The organism is Bradyrhizobium sp. (assembly GCF_049519115.1).
In the GTDB taxonomy this organism is placed as follows: Bacteria; Pseudomonadota; Alphaproteobacteria; order Rhizobiales; family Xanthobacteraceae; genus Bradyrhizobium.
Genome location: NZ_JBEKRB010000018.1, coordinates 1 through 16736 on the forward strand (window position 1 = coordinate 1; position 16736 = coordinate 16736).

Below are 16736 nucleotides of genomic sequence, written 5' to 3' on the forward strand. Positions count from 1 at the left end.
TGCGCCCACGCAACTTGATCGCCAAGTCCGCGTGCAAAAGATCGTCGAGTATGTCGAGGCTGCTGGAGGCGAGATCCTGTCTCGCTACGTAGGCACTGTCGGCCTGATTGTGCTCCGCGCCCGGATGCGCGGATCTGTGCTACGCGATCTGCTCGAATTGCCAGTAATTTCCCAGATTGACGTCCCGCCGATACCCGATCTCGGCGAACGTGATCCGCCTGTCGTCACGATCGAGGGCGTTGTGGCGCCGTCACCTCCCGCGGAGGCCCCTTTAATCGGCATTGTCGACAGCGGTAGCACGGATCATCCGCTTCTATCCCCCTCTCTTGCCAGCTCGCTGGGAGTGCCTGATGCACTGGGCACGGCCGATATCTGGGGACACGGAACCAAGGTCGCCGGCATTGCCGCCTTTGGTGATATCCGCGAGTGCGTCGACAGGAAGATCTTCGAAAGCCCCGTACGGATCATATCAGTCAAAGTCGTTAACGACGAAGGTCGTTTCGATGATGCGGCAACAATACCGGACCAGATGGAGAAAGCCATCCGCGTTCTTCAGGAGCGTGGATGTCGGATCGTCAATGTTGCGCTGGGCGATGCCCATCGCATTCCCTACGACGGCGGGCGTGTGTCACCATGGGCGGCGACGCTCGATACTCTGGCCCGAGAGCTCGATATCGTCATCATTGTCTCGGCTGGAAACTCCAGCGCAGGCGTGCGTGCTCCCTGGGGAGAGGATGCGGAGCAGATCACGCGGACCTATCCGGACTACCTTGTGTCTCCAGAGAATCGGATCGTAGAGCCCGCGACCGCCGCCATCGCACTGACAGTTGGAAGCTTGGCACATGCCAACGGATTGCCAACAGACGGATGGGGGGGAGCGGAGCTGCGAGCCATTGCGTCGCTCAATTTGCCGACACCCGTCACGCGCTCGGGTCCGGGCGTCAACGACTCGATCAAGCCTGATCTGGTCGATTTTGGCGGCACCGTGCTTTTTGATGGCATGACGCAAAGAATCGTGTCGGGCGATCAATACGCCAGCGCCGGGATGTTGACGTTGCGCCCTGACTATTTGGGGGGATTGCTGACGTCTTCGACCGGTACTTCAATGGCCGCGCCACGTATAGCTTACAAAGCCGCGTTGCTCGTGCGCGCAATGCCGACGGCATCTGCCAATATGATTCGAGCTTTGCTTGCGGTTTCAGCAAGTTCGCCTGCCGAAGCTTTGGAATCTCTTCAAAGGTTCGGCCCGGACGGCCAGCGCGCTTGCTTGGGATACGGCATTCCCGATGTTGCTCGCGCCCTGGATTCGGAAGAGCGGCGCGTGATCTTCATCGCCGATCGGCAAGAACTCGCGACCGACCAGTTTGCGCTCTATCGTGTTCCGTTGCCCAGTGAATTTCAGAAGACGAAGGGCAAGCGGTATATCCGCGTGAGCCTAGCATTCGATCCCCCAGTTCGACATACCCGCCTCGAATACCTGGGCCTGCGTCTCAACTATCATCTGATCCGAGGAATGCAGCCTGACATAATATTCGAACATTTCAGACATCGGACAAAGGAAGAGGGGCCATTTGAGAAGTTGCCAGATTCCGCAAAATGTCCGCTCGATCCGTCTCGTGACCTCCGCGGAACAAGCACGCTGCAAAGGTCAATGATGACGATGCAACGCAACGTCGATCGTTATGGCGGCGACTACTATCTCGCTGTATTCGCGGAACGCCGATGGGCCGGGGAGGAAATTACGCATCAACGTTTTGCCGTCGCCGTTGAGTTAGAGCACGAGGCGCAGATCAACATCCACCTACCACTTCGCGTTCGCCTTCGCGTTTGAGCGAATCAACGGCGTGCGGACTAGGCGTAGCCCCAAAATGACCAGCTTGTTGAGCCAGAAGCGCCACCGGATGAAGTGTCGGGTGCGAGCCAAAATTTGCTAAACTTATAATGGAAAGTCCGTTATTGTGGGTTCCGCTGTCGCCGTTCGTTCGCGGGATAATTGCCGGCGTTCAGTGGACGATGTTGAGGGACAACGATCCACGCGCGGAATGCTCAATGCCGGAATGGGGCTATCGTGACGAACTTAGGACCGTTATCCAATCCGCCTAACCCTTGGGTCCATGCGCCCAAGACGATCTCTGGTTGGGGGTACGCGGCACTCATCCTATTGTCCGTCGCGGCAACGGCGGCCAGCCTTTTCAAGGGCAATACCGGCTCGCTCATCATCACGCTTGTGGTGATGTTTGGCTTCTTCATCGCACTCTTCGCACTCGACAGAATAACTCGCGCGACCAGGGGCTTTTGGAGCAACTTTGGAAGAATTGTGAGCGTTGTCGTGGTCGGGGCCATCACGCTTCTGTTCGTCGAGATACTCGTCTACGTTGGTACTAGCTATCCGGCTTGGCTGGATGTCTGGTTCAGACCCGGCTACAAGGTCGATCCACCGGCGAAGGTCGAATTCCGCACTGGCGCACACTCTTCGTCGTTTTTCTACGCTGGCCGCGGCTTAGCCTGACGGACGGCGTCATTTTTATTCCGATCAGCCCGGTCAAGCTCTTCCTCGCCGCCAACGACGAGTCGTCCTTTGCGATGGTTCGCGCGCAAAAACCGGTCGATCTTGTGGCGCGCGTCAACGGCTTTGTCGTCGGGCGCGCGCGCCGGTTTGTGTGGGCTAGCGACCGGACGCAGGAGAACTTCGTCGGCGACCGGATGTCGACGGAGATGGAGCCGCTGCCGCTATTTCCAAATATCGACAAGTATCCAAGCGCGGCGTGAGCATCGCTCGTCAACTGTGGGCGGCTTCAAGGACTATCTGTTGCTCGCGGAGCATCCGACCGAGAAGCGAAAATATCTCTATCTGCTCGGCACTGGGCACGCGCTCAATGCCTGCGGGCCCAGCTAGGCTAAAAACAATTGAGTGGGGATTGTGTTGGGTTTCGCGCGCTGAAACTCGCCTTGAGTTTCAGCCTTTCGTGCTTGTCACGCGCTGGAGCCACTTCCAATCAGCATATTTGTCGCCAGTCTGACGTAGGTGACTATATCGCTTCAGGCTACTCCAGCTCCTGTGACCCGAAACGCTTGCCGCTTGCGGTATCGTTTTGCCCATTTCGAATAAGCGCGAAATCCCATCGTGTCTAAGATCGTGGAAGTGTAGATCATCAATGCCTAGCAATTTGCACGCACGGGTGAACGCAGCGCCAATTGCGTCTACTGAGTAGGGGAATATTTCTTTCGCTACACGCGGCATGCTTTCGATAACTGCAATCGCTTCAGGGGGCAGGTCGCAAAAAACGTCATTCCCCTGCTTGTCGCCCGGATGTTTCATATCGCGAATGAGAACGCGAGCATCCGGATGGGTTGGGGGCGCGGCCGCTTCAAAATCTGTCCATGCGATGCGCGTGATCTCTTCCTGCCGCCGCGTACTAAAGATAGCAAACACGATGATCTGCTGCATCGGGGAGGATCGGGGCCGGTGAGTTTTGACCTTGCCAAAATGATGCATGAGAAGGTCGAGTTCGGCCAACGTAGGTCGTCGATCACGCTCCTTGCTTTTAGAAGTAAGCCCCAGATTTCTAGTTACTACCAATGCATCATCCATCGCCTTTGGATCTAAGGGATAGCCCCAGGCCGGCCGTGCAATGGTGAAAATTGAACTGAGATGGCTGAAGTAGTTTCCAACCGTTTGCGGTTGCACCGGCAGTTGTTTGGCGAAGGAAACCAAGTGCTCGCTGGTTATCTCGCTGCACTTAAAATCTGCTATGTCGTGGCTTTTGATGGTCGCGAGCACCTGAGCTTTGGTTCGGCCGATTTCTTTGATCGATTCCTCGATGTATAGGTCGATCACGTCGGCTAACTTCGGGTCCGGTATGTTCTGACGCTCGAGCGCGCCTGGTTTAGCAAGCTCAGTCTCTCGCTTTTCCATCCATGCTGAAGCAGCCTGTCTGCGGTCGAACGTTTTTGTTTCGCGATGCACGACTTTGCCGCCACGCTTGATGGTGACTTGCGCATGGTAGCCGGTGGAACCATCTTTGCGCTTGCGTGGAAGGATTGTTCCCATTTGCTAACCCGTCCGTGGTACAGCATTGGTCTTCTCGGTACAGCATTGCTGTACTTTGGAGCGAAAAATGGGCCTAAATCGAACAAAACCCGCTTAAATGAGAATGCTTGGAAAGCCTTGGAAGTGACTGATATTCTTCATAAAACTAAGGAAAACAAAGAGATAGCATTTTCCGTCGCCCCGATGATGGACTGGACCGACCGGCATTGCCGGATGTTCCACCGCCTGATGACCCGGCGTGGCCGCCTGTATACGGAGATGCTGACCACGGGCGCCATCCTTCATGGTGACCGGCAGCGCTTGCTTGGCTTCGATCGATGCGAACATCCCGTGGCGCTTCAACTCGGCGGCTCCGATCCGCGCGACCTCGCGGCGGCGGCAAAGATCGGCGAGGATTTCGGCTACGACGAGATCAACCTCAATGTCGGTTGCCCCTCGGACCGGGTAAAGGACGGCCGTTTCGGCGCCTGCCTGATGGCCGAGCCCGCATTGGTCGCCGCCTGCGTCGCGGCGATGAAGAAAGCAGTGAGCGTTCCGGTCACCGTCAAATGCCGGATCGGCATCGACGACCAGGATCCGGAAACAGCCCTCGATGCACTCGCAAACGCTGTGGTCGCGGCGGGCAGCGATGCGCTGATCGTTCATGCCCGCAAGGCCTGGCTCAATGGCTTGTCGCCGAAGGAAAACCGCGACATCCCGCCGCTCGACTACGACAGGGTCTATCGGTTGAAGGCGTCGATGCCAGATGTGCCCGTCATCATCAATGGCGGCATCGGCGGTCTTGCAGAGGCGAAGGCGCATCTCACCCATGTCGATGGCGTCATGCTCGGCCGCGCCGCTTATCAGGAGCCGTGGCGTTTGCTCAATGTGGATTCCGAACTGTTTGGCGAGGCGACGCCGTTTGCCACGATGAAGGACGCACTTGAGGCCATGATGCCGTATATTGAACGCGAGCTTGGCCTTGGCACGCGGCTGCATTCGATCACGCGGCATTTCGTCGGCGCGTTTCACGGCGTGCCCGGCGCGCGGGCATTCCGCCGGCATCTCGCCGAACACGGGGTGAAGGCGAGCGCTGGACCTGAGGTGCTGAGGGCCGCGGTCGCATTGGTTGAAGACCGCGCTTCGGTGGCGGTCGCCGCCTAAAGACTTTTCCGGATGATGCAGCTCAAGGGTAGCCGCGCAGCTTCAGGCTGTCGGGTTTCACTTCCCAGCTTTCGAGCCGATCGAGGAAACTCATCCCCAACAGGTTGGTTTTCATCTGCCCGTGCGGCACCACCAGCGCCGGCACCGAGCGTTCGACAAGCTTGCCGATGGCGAGCCGGTCGAGCGTCAGCCGCGCCGCCTTGGTGTGACCGCTCGCGGTCTCGAGGTCGACGTCGTATTCGAGCAATTCGAGCGGAAGGCCGACCGCCTTCGCCGTCTCATAGGTGAGCACGACGGAGGTGGCGCCGGTGTCGATCACCATCGGGGTAGTCACGCCGTTGATCCTGGCTTGCAGTGCGAATTCGCCGGATTGCCCGCGAGAGACCTGCACCGCGCGGGTCGCCACGCGCGGGCGCAGCAAATCCGAGACCGTGCTTTTGGCGCGCGCGATCTGGGTCGGATCGCCGTAGGCAACGACGGCGCCGGCGGTCGCCAGCAATACGGCAAGAACGAGCAGGATGCGGCTCACAGCAAACCTCGCAGCTTTCTCAGCCCGTCTTCGAACGGCTGGCCGGCTCGATCCGCGGCAAACCGGCCTGCTCCATTCGCGCCGGCAATTCCGCCATCACGCTCAGCCGTTCCGCACTCTCCATGCGATGCCAGCGCGCGATCTCGCCGAGCGTGCGCCCGCAGCCGAAGCAAAGGTTGGTTCTGGGGTCCATCATGCAGACTGCAATACACGGCGTCTCTATGCTCATCTTTCGAGTGTGAAACGAAAAGGGTTGTTTGCCAAGCACACGCTCACAACCCGGTTCCGGCGCTCAGGATTGGCTTGCGTCCGATGCGTGCCGCCTCGGTATTCGTGGTTTCCGGTTGCAAGGGTGGCGCTTCCTCCGTCAGCGGGCCGAGCGCCGACATCACCCGCTCGGGCGGGAAGGTGACGACCACTTCGGTGCCGATACGCAATTTCGATTTCAGCGTGAAGGTGCCGCCATGCATGTCGATCAGGCTCTTGGCGATCGGCAACCCAAGGCCTGCGCCCTGTTCGGCCGACTTGATCGAGTTGGAGCCTTGACCGAAGGATGCCAGCACGATCGGGATTTCGCTCTCGGCAATGCCGGATCCGGTGTCCTTGACGCTGAGATACTGACCGCCGGAAGCGGTCCAGCCGACCTTCAGCCAGACCTCGCCGCCCTGCGGCGTGAACTTGATCGAATTCGACAGCAGGTTGAGGACGATTTGCCGTACCGCGCGCTCATCGCCCCAGATGCGCGGCATGTTCTGCTCGAACACTTCGTGGATGGTGATGCCGCGGTTCGAGGCGCGCAGCTTGAGCAGATGATGGCAGTCGGCGACGACATGCACCAGCGAAACCGCTTCTTCGTTGAGTTCGTAACGGCCGGCTTCGATCCGCGACAGGTCGAGAATTTCGTTGATGAGGTTGAGCAGGTGAACGCCGGAATTGTGGATGTCGGAGGAATACTCCTGATAGACGGGAACGGTATGCGTCCCGAAGATTTCGCTCTTCATGACCTCGGAAAATCCGAGGATCGCGTTCAGCGGCGTCCGCAACTCGTGGCTCATTTGCGCAAGGAAGCGCGATTTCGCGACGTTGGCGGCCTCGGCACGATGCCGCGCTTCGTCCGAGATCGCCTTGGCCTGTTCGAGTTCGCCGATCAGCGCGTCCTTTTCGGCGCGCGCTTCCAGGGTCGCCAGCGTTGCCGAATGCAGACGGTGGGCCAGCAGCGCGAAATATCCTTCGGCGGCGACGGCGAGCAGCGCCAGCACGTAATTGTCGAAGGTGCCGCTGAGCACGAAGTTGACCGCAATCGCCGCCGTTACCGGTGCGGTGGCTGCTAATGCTGCGATCGGCAGGCTTGCCGCCAGCATGCTCGACACCGCAACCACCAGCAGCATCAGGAACATGACCAGCGTATTGGAGACCGCGTCGAAGCCTGAGGGGTGGATCAACACTGCGGTCCAGCCGAGGCCATACAACAAATCGAGGACGATGAAGCGCGTCCGCCATTGGCGCGTCGCGGTCAGCGAAGGTTGGGTAGCGATGAATTGGCCGCAACTGCGGATGATCGCGGTGTGGATGCAAAGCAGGCCGCAGGTCCATGCCGCGGCCGATACCGGCGGCATCCAGAAGCCGAACAAAACGCCGGTCGTCACCACCAGCAGCATGACGACATAGGAAGCCGACAGCCGCGTTTGTGCGTATTGGCGGAGTAACTCGCTGTCGAAGGCGGGCCGGGTTCCGCTGGTCGACGTTAACCGGTCGCGTGCCTCACGCACCCGCTGTGCCGCGGCGCGCCGGCTAGCGACAGGCGCTCCGGCAGGCGAGTCAGCCGGAAGCTGCACGACTTCTGGCTTTTCAGCGGAATCACTCATCAAACAACACAAATCCTGCCCGCCGACGGGGCGAGCTTTTGCATCATCTATCTGTGCCGCCAAATTCTTAAGAGGTGCCTTAAGAAGCTAAGAATTCTCGTTAATGAGAAATTAAATTAGCTTTTCGCGATGGGTACGCCGTCATTGCGAGGGGCGATCCAGTGAGCCGTCATCGCCGGGCATAGCCGTTCGAAGAACGGCGTCGCTTCCGCTCGCCTAGGTCCCGGTGATCAACGTCTTGCTTTCTTTGTCGGGAGACAAAGATGTGGATGGCCGGGTCAAGCCCGGCCATGACGAAGGGAGAGACCGGATTGCTTCGGAGCTGTCGCTCCCTTGCGCAAACGCTTCGCGTTTGTCATAGGCAATGACATTCGATCGAGAGTTACCGTTCCAGCCGCGCCAGCAGGCTCGACGTATCCCAGCGCTTGCCGCCCATCTTTTCGACTTCGGAATAGAACTGATCGACCAGCGCGGTGGCCGGCAGGTTGGCGCCATTGCGGCGGGCTTCGGCGAGGCAGATCGACAGATCCTTGCGCATCCATTCCACCGCAAAGCCGAAGTCGTATTTGCCGTCATTCATGGTCTTGTAGCGGTTTTCCATCTGCCAGGATTGCGCCGCGCCCTTGGAAATGGTGTCGATCACGGCAGCGACATCAAGCCCGGACTTCTTGGCAAAATGAATGCCCTCCGAGAGGCCCTGGACGAGGCCGGCGATGCAGATCTGGTTGACCATCTTAGTCAGCTGACCGCTTCCTGCGGGTCCGAGCCGCTTGCACATGCGCGCATAGGCGGCAATCACCGGCTCGGCGCCGGCATAGGCGTCTTCAGTTCCACCGCACATCACCGTCAGCACGCCGTTTTCCGCACCCGCTTGTCCGCCCGACACCGGCGCATCGACGAATTTGAAGCCGGCCTTGGTGGCGGCCGCATCGAGCTCGCGGGCGACCTCGGCCGAAGCCGTGGTGTGGTCGACGAAGGTTGCGCCCTTCTTCATGCCTGCAAAAGCGCCGTCGGCGCCGATCGTGATGGCGCGGAGGTCATGGTCGTTGCCGACGCAGGCCATCACAAAATCCTGACCCTCGGCGGCGGCCTTTGGCGTCGCTGCGGTCTTGCCCTTGAATTTCTCGGCCCATTGTTTGGCCTTGGCCGGGGTCCGGTTGTACACCGTCACCTCATGACCGCCTTTGGCGACGAGATGTCCTGCCATGGGGAAACCCATGACGCCGAGACCGAGAAAAGCGACTTTAGCCATTGGTGCAATCCTGGGGTTCTGCCGGCGCATTGGTCAGCCGGGCATAATCGTGAAGGGGGACGGTAGACTGCGAAACAGGCTCCGCCTTAAGATCCGCGGCCTGGGTGCGTGCCAAAGGGGTCGGCAACGCGCCATTTGGCGGGCGGGCGTGGTTTTATGATAGCATGGGCCGTTAGTCGAGTTTCAAAACAAAAAGGGAGTGAGATCATATGGGAATGACTGTTGGCGTGCTTGACCATTTCAACATCCGGACCCGAAAGCTCGCCGATACCGTTCGGTTCTACGAAGACGTTTTGGGCCTCGAAAAAGGCGACCGGCCGAATTTCGCCTTTCCGGGCGCCTGGATGTACAGCGAGGGCAAGGCGGTGGTGCACCTGGTCGATATTTCACCGAGCGACGAGGCGCAGAAACCCGATTCCGGCGTGGTCCATCACGTGGCGTTCGTCAGCCGCGGCTTTGACGCCATGAAAACACGGCTTGCGTCGAAGAACACGCCTTTCGACGCACGGCAGGTTCCGGGCGGCGACCTCTGGCAGATCTTCGTCAACGACCCCAACGGGGTGATGATCGAGCTGAATTATGAGGCCGCCAAGGAGCAGGGCGAGCGCCCCCTCGAACGGGCAGACGATCCTGGCAGGCGATAGCTTTTAAGGCCGGATCGCTCTAACAGAGGCATCTTGGAATTCGCAGGAGATGCCCCGTGGGCGTGACGCAACAACAGGTTCAGGATGCTCTCGCCAAGGTGGCCACGCCGCGTGGCGTGGCCTTGACCAATGCCAACGTGCTGTCGGCGATCACCGCCGGTGACGGCAAGGTGTTCTTTTCGATCAATGTCGAGGCCGCCGAAGCCCGCGCCTGGGAAAGTGTGCGGGCCGCTGCGGAAGCGGCGGTGCGCGCCATTCCCGGTGTTGAAGTTGCCATGGTTGCGCTGACCGCCGAACGCAAGGCGGGTCCGGCCGCTGCCGCCGCGCCGCCGCCGCACCGGCATGCGCACGGTGTGCAAAACGTCGCCGCGCACCGGCCGCCACAAGGTGCGCCTTCGCCGATGTCGAAGCAGGCCGAAATTCCCGGCGTTGCCGCGATCATCGCGGTTGCATCCGGAAAGGGCGGCGTCGGAAAGTCCACCACCGCGATCAACTTGGCGCTCGGCTTGCGGGACCTGGGCTTGCGGGTCGGCCTGCTCGATGCCGACATTTATGGCCCGTCGGTGCCACGCTTAACCGGCATCCACGAAAAACCGCAGCTGAACGACGAGCGGAAGATGATCCCGCTTTCGCGCTTCGGTCTTTCGATCATGTCGATCGGCTTTCTGGTGGAAGAAGAGACCGCCATGATTTGGCGCGGACCGATGGTGATGTCGGCCATCACCCAGATGTTACGAGACGTCGCCTGGGGCACGCTCGATGTCCTGGTGGTCGATATGCCGCCCGGCACCGGCGATGCGCAACTCACGCTGGCGCAGAATGTGCCGCTCAAGGGAGCGATCATCATTTCGACGCCGCAGGATTTGTCGCTGATCGATGCGCGGCGCGGACTGGCGATGTTCAAGAAGGTCAACGTGCCCGTGCTCGGCATCATCGAGAATATGAGCTATTTCCAGTGCCCGCATTGCGGCACCCAATCCGATATCTTCGGCCATGGCGGCGCGCGCCACGAAGCCGAACGACTGGCCGTGCCGTTCCTCGGCGAAATACCGCTGCATATGTCGATCCGCACCACCTCGGATGCCGGGACCCCGGTCGTCGAGAGCGAGCCGGATGGGCCGCATGCGGCGATCTACCGGGCGATCGGGGCCAAGGTCCGCGATCAGCTGAAGGGCGCTATTGCGGCAGCCTGAACCCCCGGGCGAAAGCGCAATATCAGACTTTGGTTTAATCAGTCCTTTGATGTGATTGTGGTTTTGGCTCGACCGCCATGTTAAAGCCGCGTTAGAGCCAAACGAAGAGCTCCGATGAATTTCGGGAAATGCCTACCAAGGAGATGTCCTAGATGAAGCGTCGTGATTTTTTGAAGGTTTCGGCCGTGGGAGCGGCGGCGAGCGCGGTGGCCTCACCGGCGATTGCGCAGTCCTCGCCCGAAATCAAATGGCGTATGACGTCAAGTTTTCCGAAATCGCTCGACACGCTTTTTGGCGCCTCCACGGAGTTTGCCAAATACGTCGCCGAGATGACCGACAATAAATTTCAGATCCAGATTTTTTCGGCCGGCGAAATCGTTCCGGGCCTGCAGGCGCTCGACGCGACCTCGAACGCCACCGTCGAGATGAGCCACACCGTCTCTTATTATTACGTCGGCAAGGATCCGACCTTCGCGATCTATGCTTCCGTGCCGTTTGGCCTGAATGCCCGTCAGCAGAATTCCTGGTGGTATCAGGGCGGTGGTCAGGAGCTCGGCAACGAGTTCTTCAAGAAATTTAACCTGATCGGATTTCCCTGCGGCAACACCGGCACGCAGATGGGTGGCTGGTTTCGCAAGGAGATCAAGACCGTTGCCGATCTTTCCGGACTGAAATTCCGCATCGGCGGCATCGCCGGTCAGGTGCTGCAGAAGGTCGGCGTGGTGCCGCAGCAATTGGCAGGTGGCGATATCTATCCTGCGCTGGAAAAAGGCACCATCGACGCGGCCGAGTGGGTCGGTCCCTATGACGACGAGAAGCTCGGTTTCCAGAAGGTCGCGAAGTACTACTACTACCCGGGCTTCTGGGAAGGCGGCCCAACCGTGCATGCCTTCTGCAATCTCGAGAAGTGGAATTCGCTGCCGAAGAATTATCAGGCTATCATCACCAATGCGGCGGCCAACGCCAACACCTGGATGGCTGCGCGTTATGACATGCAGAACCCGTCAGCGCTGAAGCGGCTGGTGGCCGGTGGCACGCAGCTTCGGCCCTTCACCAACGAAGTGCTGGAAGCCTGCCTGAAGGCGACGAACGAATTGTGGGCGGAAATTTCCGCCAAGAACCCCGACTTCAAGAAGTCGATCGACGCGATGCAAGCCTATCGCTCCGATCAATATCTGTGGTGGCAGGTGGCCGAATATACGTTCGACAGCTTCATGATCCGCTCGCGCACCCGCGGCTAATCGTCACTTTCGACTGTCCCAAGGGAGCCCGGCGCTGAATGGCGCCGGGCTTTTTGCATTGCGACATGAGATCGGCGTGGAAATCCAGGACGGGATGTTTCATGCTTCGCCGGTTAAAGCCTCGAAACGAAGGCTGACACATATCATCAGGGAAGGATATTCGATGAAGCGTCGCGACTTTATTAAAGTCACTGGAATAGGCGTCGCGGGGGCGGCGAGCATCGCAGCTCCGGCGATCGCGCAATCGATGCCTGAACTCAAATGGCGCATGACGACGAGCTGGCCGAAATCGCTCGACACGCTGCATGGCGCTGCCGAGGTGATGGCCAAGGTCGTCGGTGAGGCCACCGACAACAAGTTTCAGATTCAAACATTCGCGGCGGGCGAAATCGTGCCGGGCTTGCAGGTACTCGATGCCGTGCAGAACGGCACCGTCGAGATGGGGCACACCGCGTCGTATTATTATTTCGGCAAGGATCCAACCTTCACCTTCGGCTCCTGCATCCCGTTCGGTCCCAACGCGCGGCTCAGCCAAGCCTGGTACATGATGGGCGGCGGCAAGGAGCTGCTGAACGAGTTCTACAAGAACTATAACGTCACCTCGCTGCTCGCCGGCAACACCACCTGTCAGATGGGTGGCTGGTTCCGCAAGGAGATCAATACCGTCGACGATTTGCAGGGATTGAAATTCCGCATCGGCGGTTATGCCGGCCGTGTAATGCAGAAGCTCGGCTGCGTGCCGCAGCAGCTCGCCGGCGGCGACATCTATCCCGCGCTTGAAAAAGGCACCATCGACGCCGCCGAGTGGGTCGGTCCCTATGACGACGAGAAGCTCGGCCTCTACAAGGTCGCGCCGCACTATTATTATCCTGGCTGGTGGGAAGGCGGCCCGATGCTGCTGGCGATGATCAATCTCGACAAATGGAATGCGTTGCCGAAGTACTACCAGAACATCCTCGAACAGGCCGGCCACTACGCCAACAACTGGATGATGGCCAAATACGATACCGTCAATCCGCTCGCTTTGAAGAAGCTATTGGCCGGCGGCACCAAGCTGCACGGGTTTTCGCCCGCCATCATGGAAGCTAGTTACAAGGCGACCAAGGAGCTCAACGCCGAGGTCGCCTCGACCAATGCGAACTTCAAGAAAATCTATGACTCGGTCACGGCCTATACCAGCACCGGTTATCAGTGGTTCCAGGTCGCCGAAGTCGGCTTCGATAATTTCATGGCGAGGCATGCCCAGAGCTAATCTCGCCTGAACCGGAATCGAAGACAAAACCCCGAAGCACAGGCTTCGGGGTTTTTTCGATTCGTCTAGGCGTTGTTCGCCATTACTTCGCCGGAGGACCGAAGTCGAGTGGTGGCAAATCCATCTGCGGAACGTCGATCTTGATCTGGTTCAGGTCGACGTTGGCTGGCTTGTCGAGCAGCGCCGTCACCGTGATCGGGAACGCGATCACAAGCGCGACCATGATCGCCTGCAAGCCGACCCAGGGTAGCGCCCCCCAATAGATGTCGGAGCTCTTGACCTCCTTGGGCGCCACGCCGCGCAGATAGAACAGCGCGAAGCCGAACGGCGGATGCATGAATGAGGTCTGCATGTTCACGCACAGCATGACGCCGAACCAGATCAGGGCCGGCCCATCCCCAACCACCGGCCCCAGGATCTTCTGCGCGATCGGTGCAATCATCGGCAGGATGATGAAGGCGATTTCAAAGAAATCGAGGAAGAAGGCGACGAAGAAGATGAACAGGTTGATGAAGATCAAAAAGCCCCAGACGCCGCCGGGCAGCGAGGTCAGCAGGTGCTCCAGCCAGACACCGCCGGAGACGCCGAGGAAGACCACCGAGAAGCAGGTCGAGCCGATCAGGATGAACACCACCATGCAGGTGATGCGCATGGTGGTCTCATAACCCTGCTTGATCAGGTCGCGCAGCTCGGGAATGCGGACCGCCTCGAGGCAGATCCACACCACTGCAAGATAAGTCACGGCGAAGGCGAGCTTGAAGATCAGCCCCTCGGTGGCAAACATCCCGATGATCGTGCCGATGCCGCCGGCAATCACGCCGATGATGAGAACCTTGCGCCCGGTGGTCGAAAAATCCTTGCTGTGGATCGCCGCCAGCACGATGGCGCCGACCGCGCCCATGGCGCCGGCTTCGGTCGGCGTCGCAAGACCCATCATCATGGTGCCGAGCACGACAAAAATCAGCACCGCGGAGGGAATGATACCCATGAGGCATTTCTTCCACAGCGCCCAGCCGGTCAGCGTGCGCGCGTCCTTCGGCACCGGCGGCAGGTAGTCGGGCTTGAAGATGCCAAGCACGAAAGTATAGCCGGCGAACAGCAGGATCTGGAATACCGAGGGGCCCCATGCGCCGAGATACATGTCGCCGACCGATTTGCCGAGCTGGTCGGCGAGCACGATCAGGACCAGTGACGGCGGCACGAGCTGGGTGATGGTTCCCGACGCCGCCAGCACGCCAGTGATATAGCGAATGTTGTAGCCGTAGCGGATCATTATCGGCATCGAGATCAGCGCCATGGCGATGACCTGCGCCGCCACCGTGCCGGTGATCGCACCGAGAATGAAGCCGACGATGATGACGGAGTAGCCGAGGCCGCCGCGGATCGGTCCGAACAGTTGCCCCATCGAATCCAGCATGTCTTCGGCAAGCCCGCATCGCTCCAGGATCGCGCCCATGAAGGTGAAGAAGGGAATGGCGAGCAACAGCTCGTTGGAAAGCACGTTGCCGAACACGCGGCCGGGAATGGCCTGAAGGAAGTTGAGGTCAAAAAAGCCGAGATGGATGGCGAGAAAGCCGAACGACAGCCCGACCGCGGCAAGCGTGAAGGCGACCGGAAAGCCGATCAGCATGGCCACGACCAGCCCGCCGAACATCAGCGGCGGCATGGTTTGCAGCGTGATCATTGTGTCGGCCTCTCGTATTTCGCGTCAATCGTCACTTCGCCGCGCAGCGCGGCGATGCGCTTGATGACCTCCGAGACGCCTTGCAGCGCAAGCATCACGAAGCCGGACGGGATCACGAATTTGATCGGCCAGCGAATGAGTCCGCCGGCGTTACCCGACACTTCGCCGACGGCATAGGCCTGCATGAAGAACGGCCAGGACAGATAGGCCAGAAGCAGGCAGGACGGGATCAGGAAGAACAGCGTGCCGATCAGGTCGAGCCAGAGCTGGCCGCGCTCGGAGAGAAACAGATAGAAGATTTCGACACGGACATGCTCGTTGCGTTTGAAGGTGTAGGACGCGCCGAACATCACCAGGATCGCAAACATGTACCATTGCAATTCCAGCCAGCCGTTCGACGAGTAGCCGAAGGCGTAGCGGACCATGGCGTTGACCGCACTGACGACGCAGGCCGCGAGCACCAGGAAATTGCAGACGTATCCGATTTTCTCGTTGATGACGTCGATCGCCGTGCTCAGCGCCAGCAACGGACGCATCGTGCTTTCCCCGGCGGACATCAAATCTCGCCTGGCGCTTTTGCGGAGCTCAGGTGGATTCCGAATTTGGCCTTACGGCTCGATTCCGGCAGCGATCGCAACGATGATACTCCCCCCGAAGACGCTCTGGCCGTCTTGACTGCGCAGCGGCTTTTAAAAGCGCGAAAGGCATGAAAACCGGCCGCACCATTTCAGCGCGTTCAGGCGCCGTCAATTGGAAAATGGGCAAATTGACGACAGATCAAGCGGTTGCGGAGCAACCCGTGCTGGCGGCTTCAGCCGCCCGTCACGCTCATATGCCGGGCAACGCTCGGCCGGTTGTGCCGGCGATCGATAATGAAATCGTGGCCCTTCGGCTTTGTCCCGATGGCGCGGTCGATCGCGGCTGCGAGTTGCGCGTCGTCAGGGGAGGCGCGCAGCGGCTTGCGCAGATCGGCGGCGTCGTCATGTCCGAGGCACGTATGCAATGTTCCGGTGCAGGTGATCCGCACGCGGTTGCAGGCCTCGCAGAAATTATGCGTCATCGGCGTGATGAAGCCGAGCTTGCCGCCGGTCTCGGCGACGCCAACGTAGCGCGCCGGTCCGCCTGATGTCTCGTCAAGATCGGTCATCGTAAATCGCTTGGAAAGCCGGGCGCGCATCAGCGACAGCGGCACGTACTGATCGATCCGGCCTGCACCGATGTCGCCCATCGGCATCACCTCGATCAGCGTCAGTCCCATGCGCTTGCCGTGCGCCCACTCGATCAGCGAGGGGATTTCATCCTCGTTCATTCCCTTGAGCGCGACCGCATTGATCTTCACCGCAAGCCCCGCGGCGCGCGCCGCCTCGATGCCGGCCAACACCTTGTCGAGATCGCCCCAGCGGGTGATGGCGCGGAATTTGGCGGGATCGAGCGTATCGAGCGACACGTTGATGCGGCGAACGCCGCAATCCGCAAGCTCTCCGGCGAAACGCGCCAGTTGCGACCCGTTGGTCGTAAGCGTCAGTTCGGACAACGCGCCGGTGCCAAGATGGCGCGAGAGCGATCGCACCAGCGACATCACGTTGCGGCGGACCAGCGGTTCGCCGCCGGTCAATCGAAGTTTCTTCACGCCCTTTGCGATGAAGGCCGAGCACAGCCGGTCGAGTTCTTCCAGCGTCAAGAGATCGGCCTTCGGCAGGAAGGTCATGTCTTCCGACATGCAATAGAAGCAGCGCAGATCGCAGCGATCGGTGACCGAGACGCGCAGATAGCTGATCGTCCGGCCGAACGGATCGGTCATCGGGTGCGATAGCGATTTGGATGAAGACGAACCTATAGTCATCAAATGCCTTCGGGCTTACAGCCACAAGCTTGGTGTCGG

16 protein-coding genes are annotated in these 16736 nt (G+C 59.8%); 8 read left to right on the top strand and 8 right to left on the bottom strand.

Features of this window, described 5'->3' with window-relative positions; translation table 11 throughout:
• The 3 genes from ABSE61_RS15740 to ABSE61_RS15750 form a co-directional block, all read left to right on the top strand.
• A partial coding sequence (locus ABSE61_RS15740) for a S8 family peptidase (protein ID WP_423872050.1) occupies positions 1–1831 on the top strand: 1831 nt, incomplete at its 5' end.
• A gap of 237 nt (positions 1832–2068) precedes the next feature.
• Entirely contained in the window at positions 2069–2509 is a 441-nt protein-coding gene (locus ABSE61_RS15745) for a hypothetical protein (protein ID WP_423872051.1), read from the top strand.
• Positions 2510–2583: 74 nt separating this feature from the next.
• The gene (locus ABSE61_RS15750; protein ID WP_423872052.1) at positions 2584–2769 is read left to right on the top strand and encodes a hypothetical protein; all 186 of its coding nucleotides are present in this window, start codon (positions 2584–2586) and stop codon (positions 2767–2769) included.
• 187 nt (positions 2770–2956) lie between these two features.
• Here ABSE61_RS15750 and ABSE61_RS15755 read toward each other — a convergent pair whose 3' ends face one another.
• On the bottom strand, positions 2957–4051 hold the full coding sequence (locus tag ABSE61_RS15755; protein WP_423872053.1) for a tyrosine-type recombinase/integrase: 1095 nt from the start codon (positions 4049–4051) through the stop codon (positions 2957–2959).
• 123 nt (positions 4052–4174) lie between these two features.
• On the opposite strand from ABSE61_RS15755, the gene dusA reads away from it, so the two are divergent.
• Positions 4175–5194 (top strand): tRNA dihydrouridine(20/20a) synthase DusA, encoded by a 1020-nt coding sequence (gene dusA / locus ABSE61_RS15760; RefSeq protein ID WP_423872054.1) that lies wholly within the window; start codon positions 4175–4177, stop codon positions 5192–5194.
• A gap of 22 nt (positions 5195–5216) precedes the next feature.
• Here dusA and ABSE61_RS15765 read toward each other — a convergent pair whose 3' ends face one another.
• From ABSE61_RS15765 to ABSE61_RS15780, 4 genes are all read right to left on the bottom strand, one after another.
• Positions 5217–5723: a TIGR02281 family clan AA aspartic protease gene (locus tag ABSE61_RS15765; protein ID WP_423872055.1), complete on the bottom strand. Its 507-nt coding sequence runs from the start codon at positions 5721–5723 to the stop codon at positions 5217–5219.
• Positions 5724–5742: 19 nt separating this feature from the next.
• Complete coding sequence (locus ABSE61_RS15770; protein ID WP_423872056.1) at positions 5743–5952, bottom strand: DUF1289 domain-containing protein; 210 nt, start codon at positions 5950–5952, stop codon at positions 5743–5745.
• Between the two features lie 43 nt (positions 5953–5995).
• Positions 5996–7588 (bottom strand): sensor histidine kinase, encoded by a 1593-nt coding sequence (locus tag ABSE61_RS15775; protein ID WP_423872057.1) that lies wholly within the window; start codon positions 7586–7588, stop codon positions 5996–5998.
• 382 nt (positions 7589–7970) lie between these two features.
• Positions 7971–8840 (bottom strand): NAD(P)-dependent oxidoreductase, encoded by an 870-nt coding sequence (locus tag ABSE61_RS15780; protein ID WP_423872058.1) that lies wholly within the window; start codon positions 8838–8840, stop codon positions 7971–7973.
• A 209-nt stretch (positions 8841–9049) separates the two neighbouring features.
• On the opposite strand from ABSE61_RS15780, the gene ABSE61_RS15785 reads away from it, so the two are divergent.
• From ABSE61_RS15785 to ABSE61_RS15800, 4 genes are all read left to right on the top strand, one after another.
• Positions 9050–9484 carry a VOC family protein gene (locus ABSE61_RS15785; RefSeq protein ID WP_423872059.1) on the top strand — a complete coding sequence of 145 codons (435 nt, stop codon included), beginning with the start codon at positions 9050–9052 and terminating at the stop codon, positions 9482–9484.
• Positions 9485–9540: 56 nt separating this feature from the next.
• Positions 9541–10677 carry an Mrp/NBP35 family ATP-binding protein gene (locus ABSE61_RS15790; protein WP_423872060.1) on the top strand — a complete coding sequence of 379 codons (1137 nt, stop codon included), beginning with the start codon at positions 9541–9543 and terminating at the stop codon, positions 10675–10677.
• A gap of 152 nt (positions 10678–10829) precedes the next feature.
• Positions 10830–11918 carry a TRAP transporter substrate-binding protein gene (locus ABSE61_RS15795; protein WP_423872061.1) on the top strand — a complete coding sequence of 363 codons (1089 nt, stop codon included), beginning with the start codon at positions 10830–10832 and terminating at the stop codon, positions 11916–11918.
• A gap of 163 nt (positions 11919–12081) precedes the next feature.
• Positions 12082–13170 (top strand): TRAP transporter substrate-binding protein, encoded by a 1089-nt coding sequence (locus ABSE61_RS15800; protein ID WP_423872062.1) that lies wholly within the window; start codon positions 12082–12084, stop codon positions 13168–13170.
• 82 nt (positions 13171–13252) lie between these two features.
• On the opposite strand, the gene ABSE61_RS15805 is transcribed toward ABSE61_RS15800, so the two are convergent.
• The 3 genes from ABSE61_RS15805 to moaA all read right to left on the bottom strand — a co-directional run bounded on the left by ABSE61_RS15805 (position 13253) and on the right by moaA (position 16697).
• Entirely contained in the window at positions 13253–14854 is a 1602-nt protein-coding gene (locus ABSE61_RS15805) for a TRAP transporter large permease (RefSeq protein WP_423872063.1), read from the bottom strand.
• Complete coding sequence (locus ABSE61_RS15810) at positions 14851–15390, bottom strand: TRAP transporter small permease subunit (protein WP_423872064.1); 540 nt, start codon at positions 15388–15390, stop codon at positions 14851–14853. Before ABSE61_RS15810 ends, ABSE61_RS15805 begins: the two co-directional genes overlap by 4 nt.
• Before the next feature lie 275 nt (positions 15391–15665).
• Positions 15666–16697, bottom strand: coding sequence for a GTP 3',8-cyclase MoaA (gene moaA / locus ABSE61_RS15815; RefSeq protein WP_423872065.1), 1032 nt, complete (start codon positions 16695–16697; stop codon positions 15666–15668).
• Positions 16698–16736 lie beyond the last annotated feature (39 nt).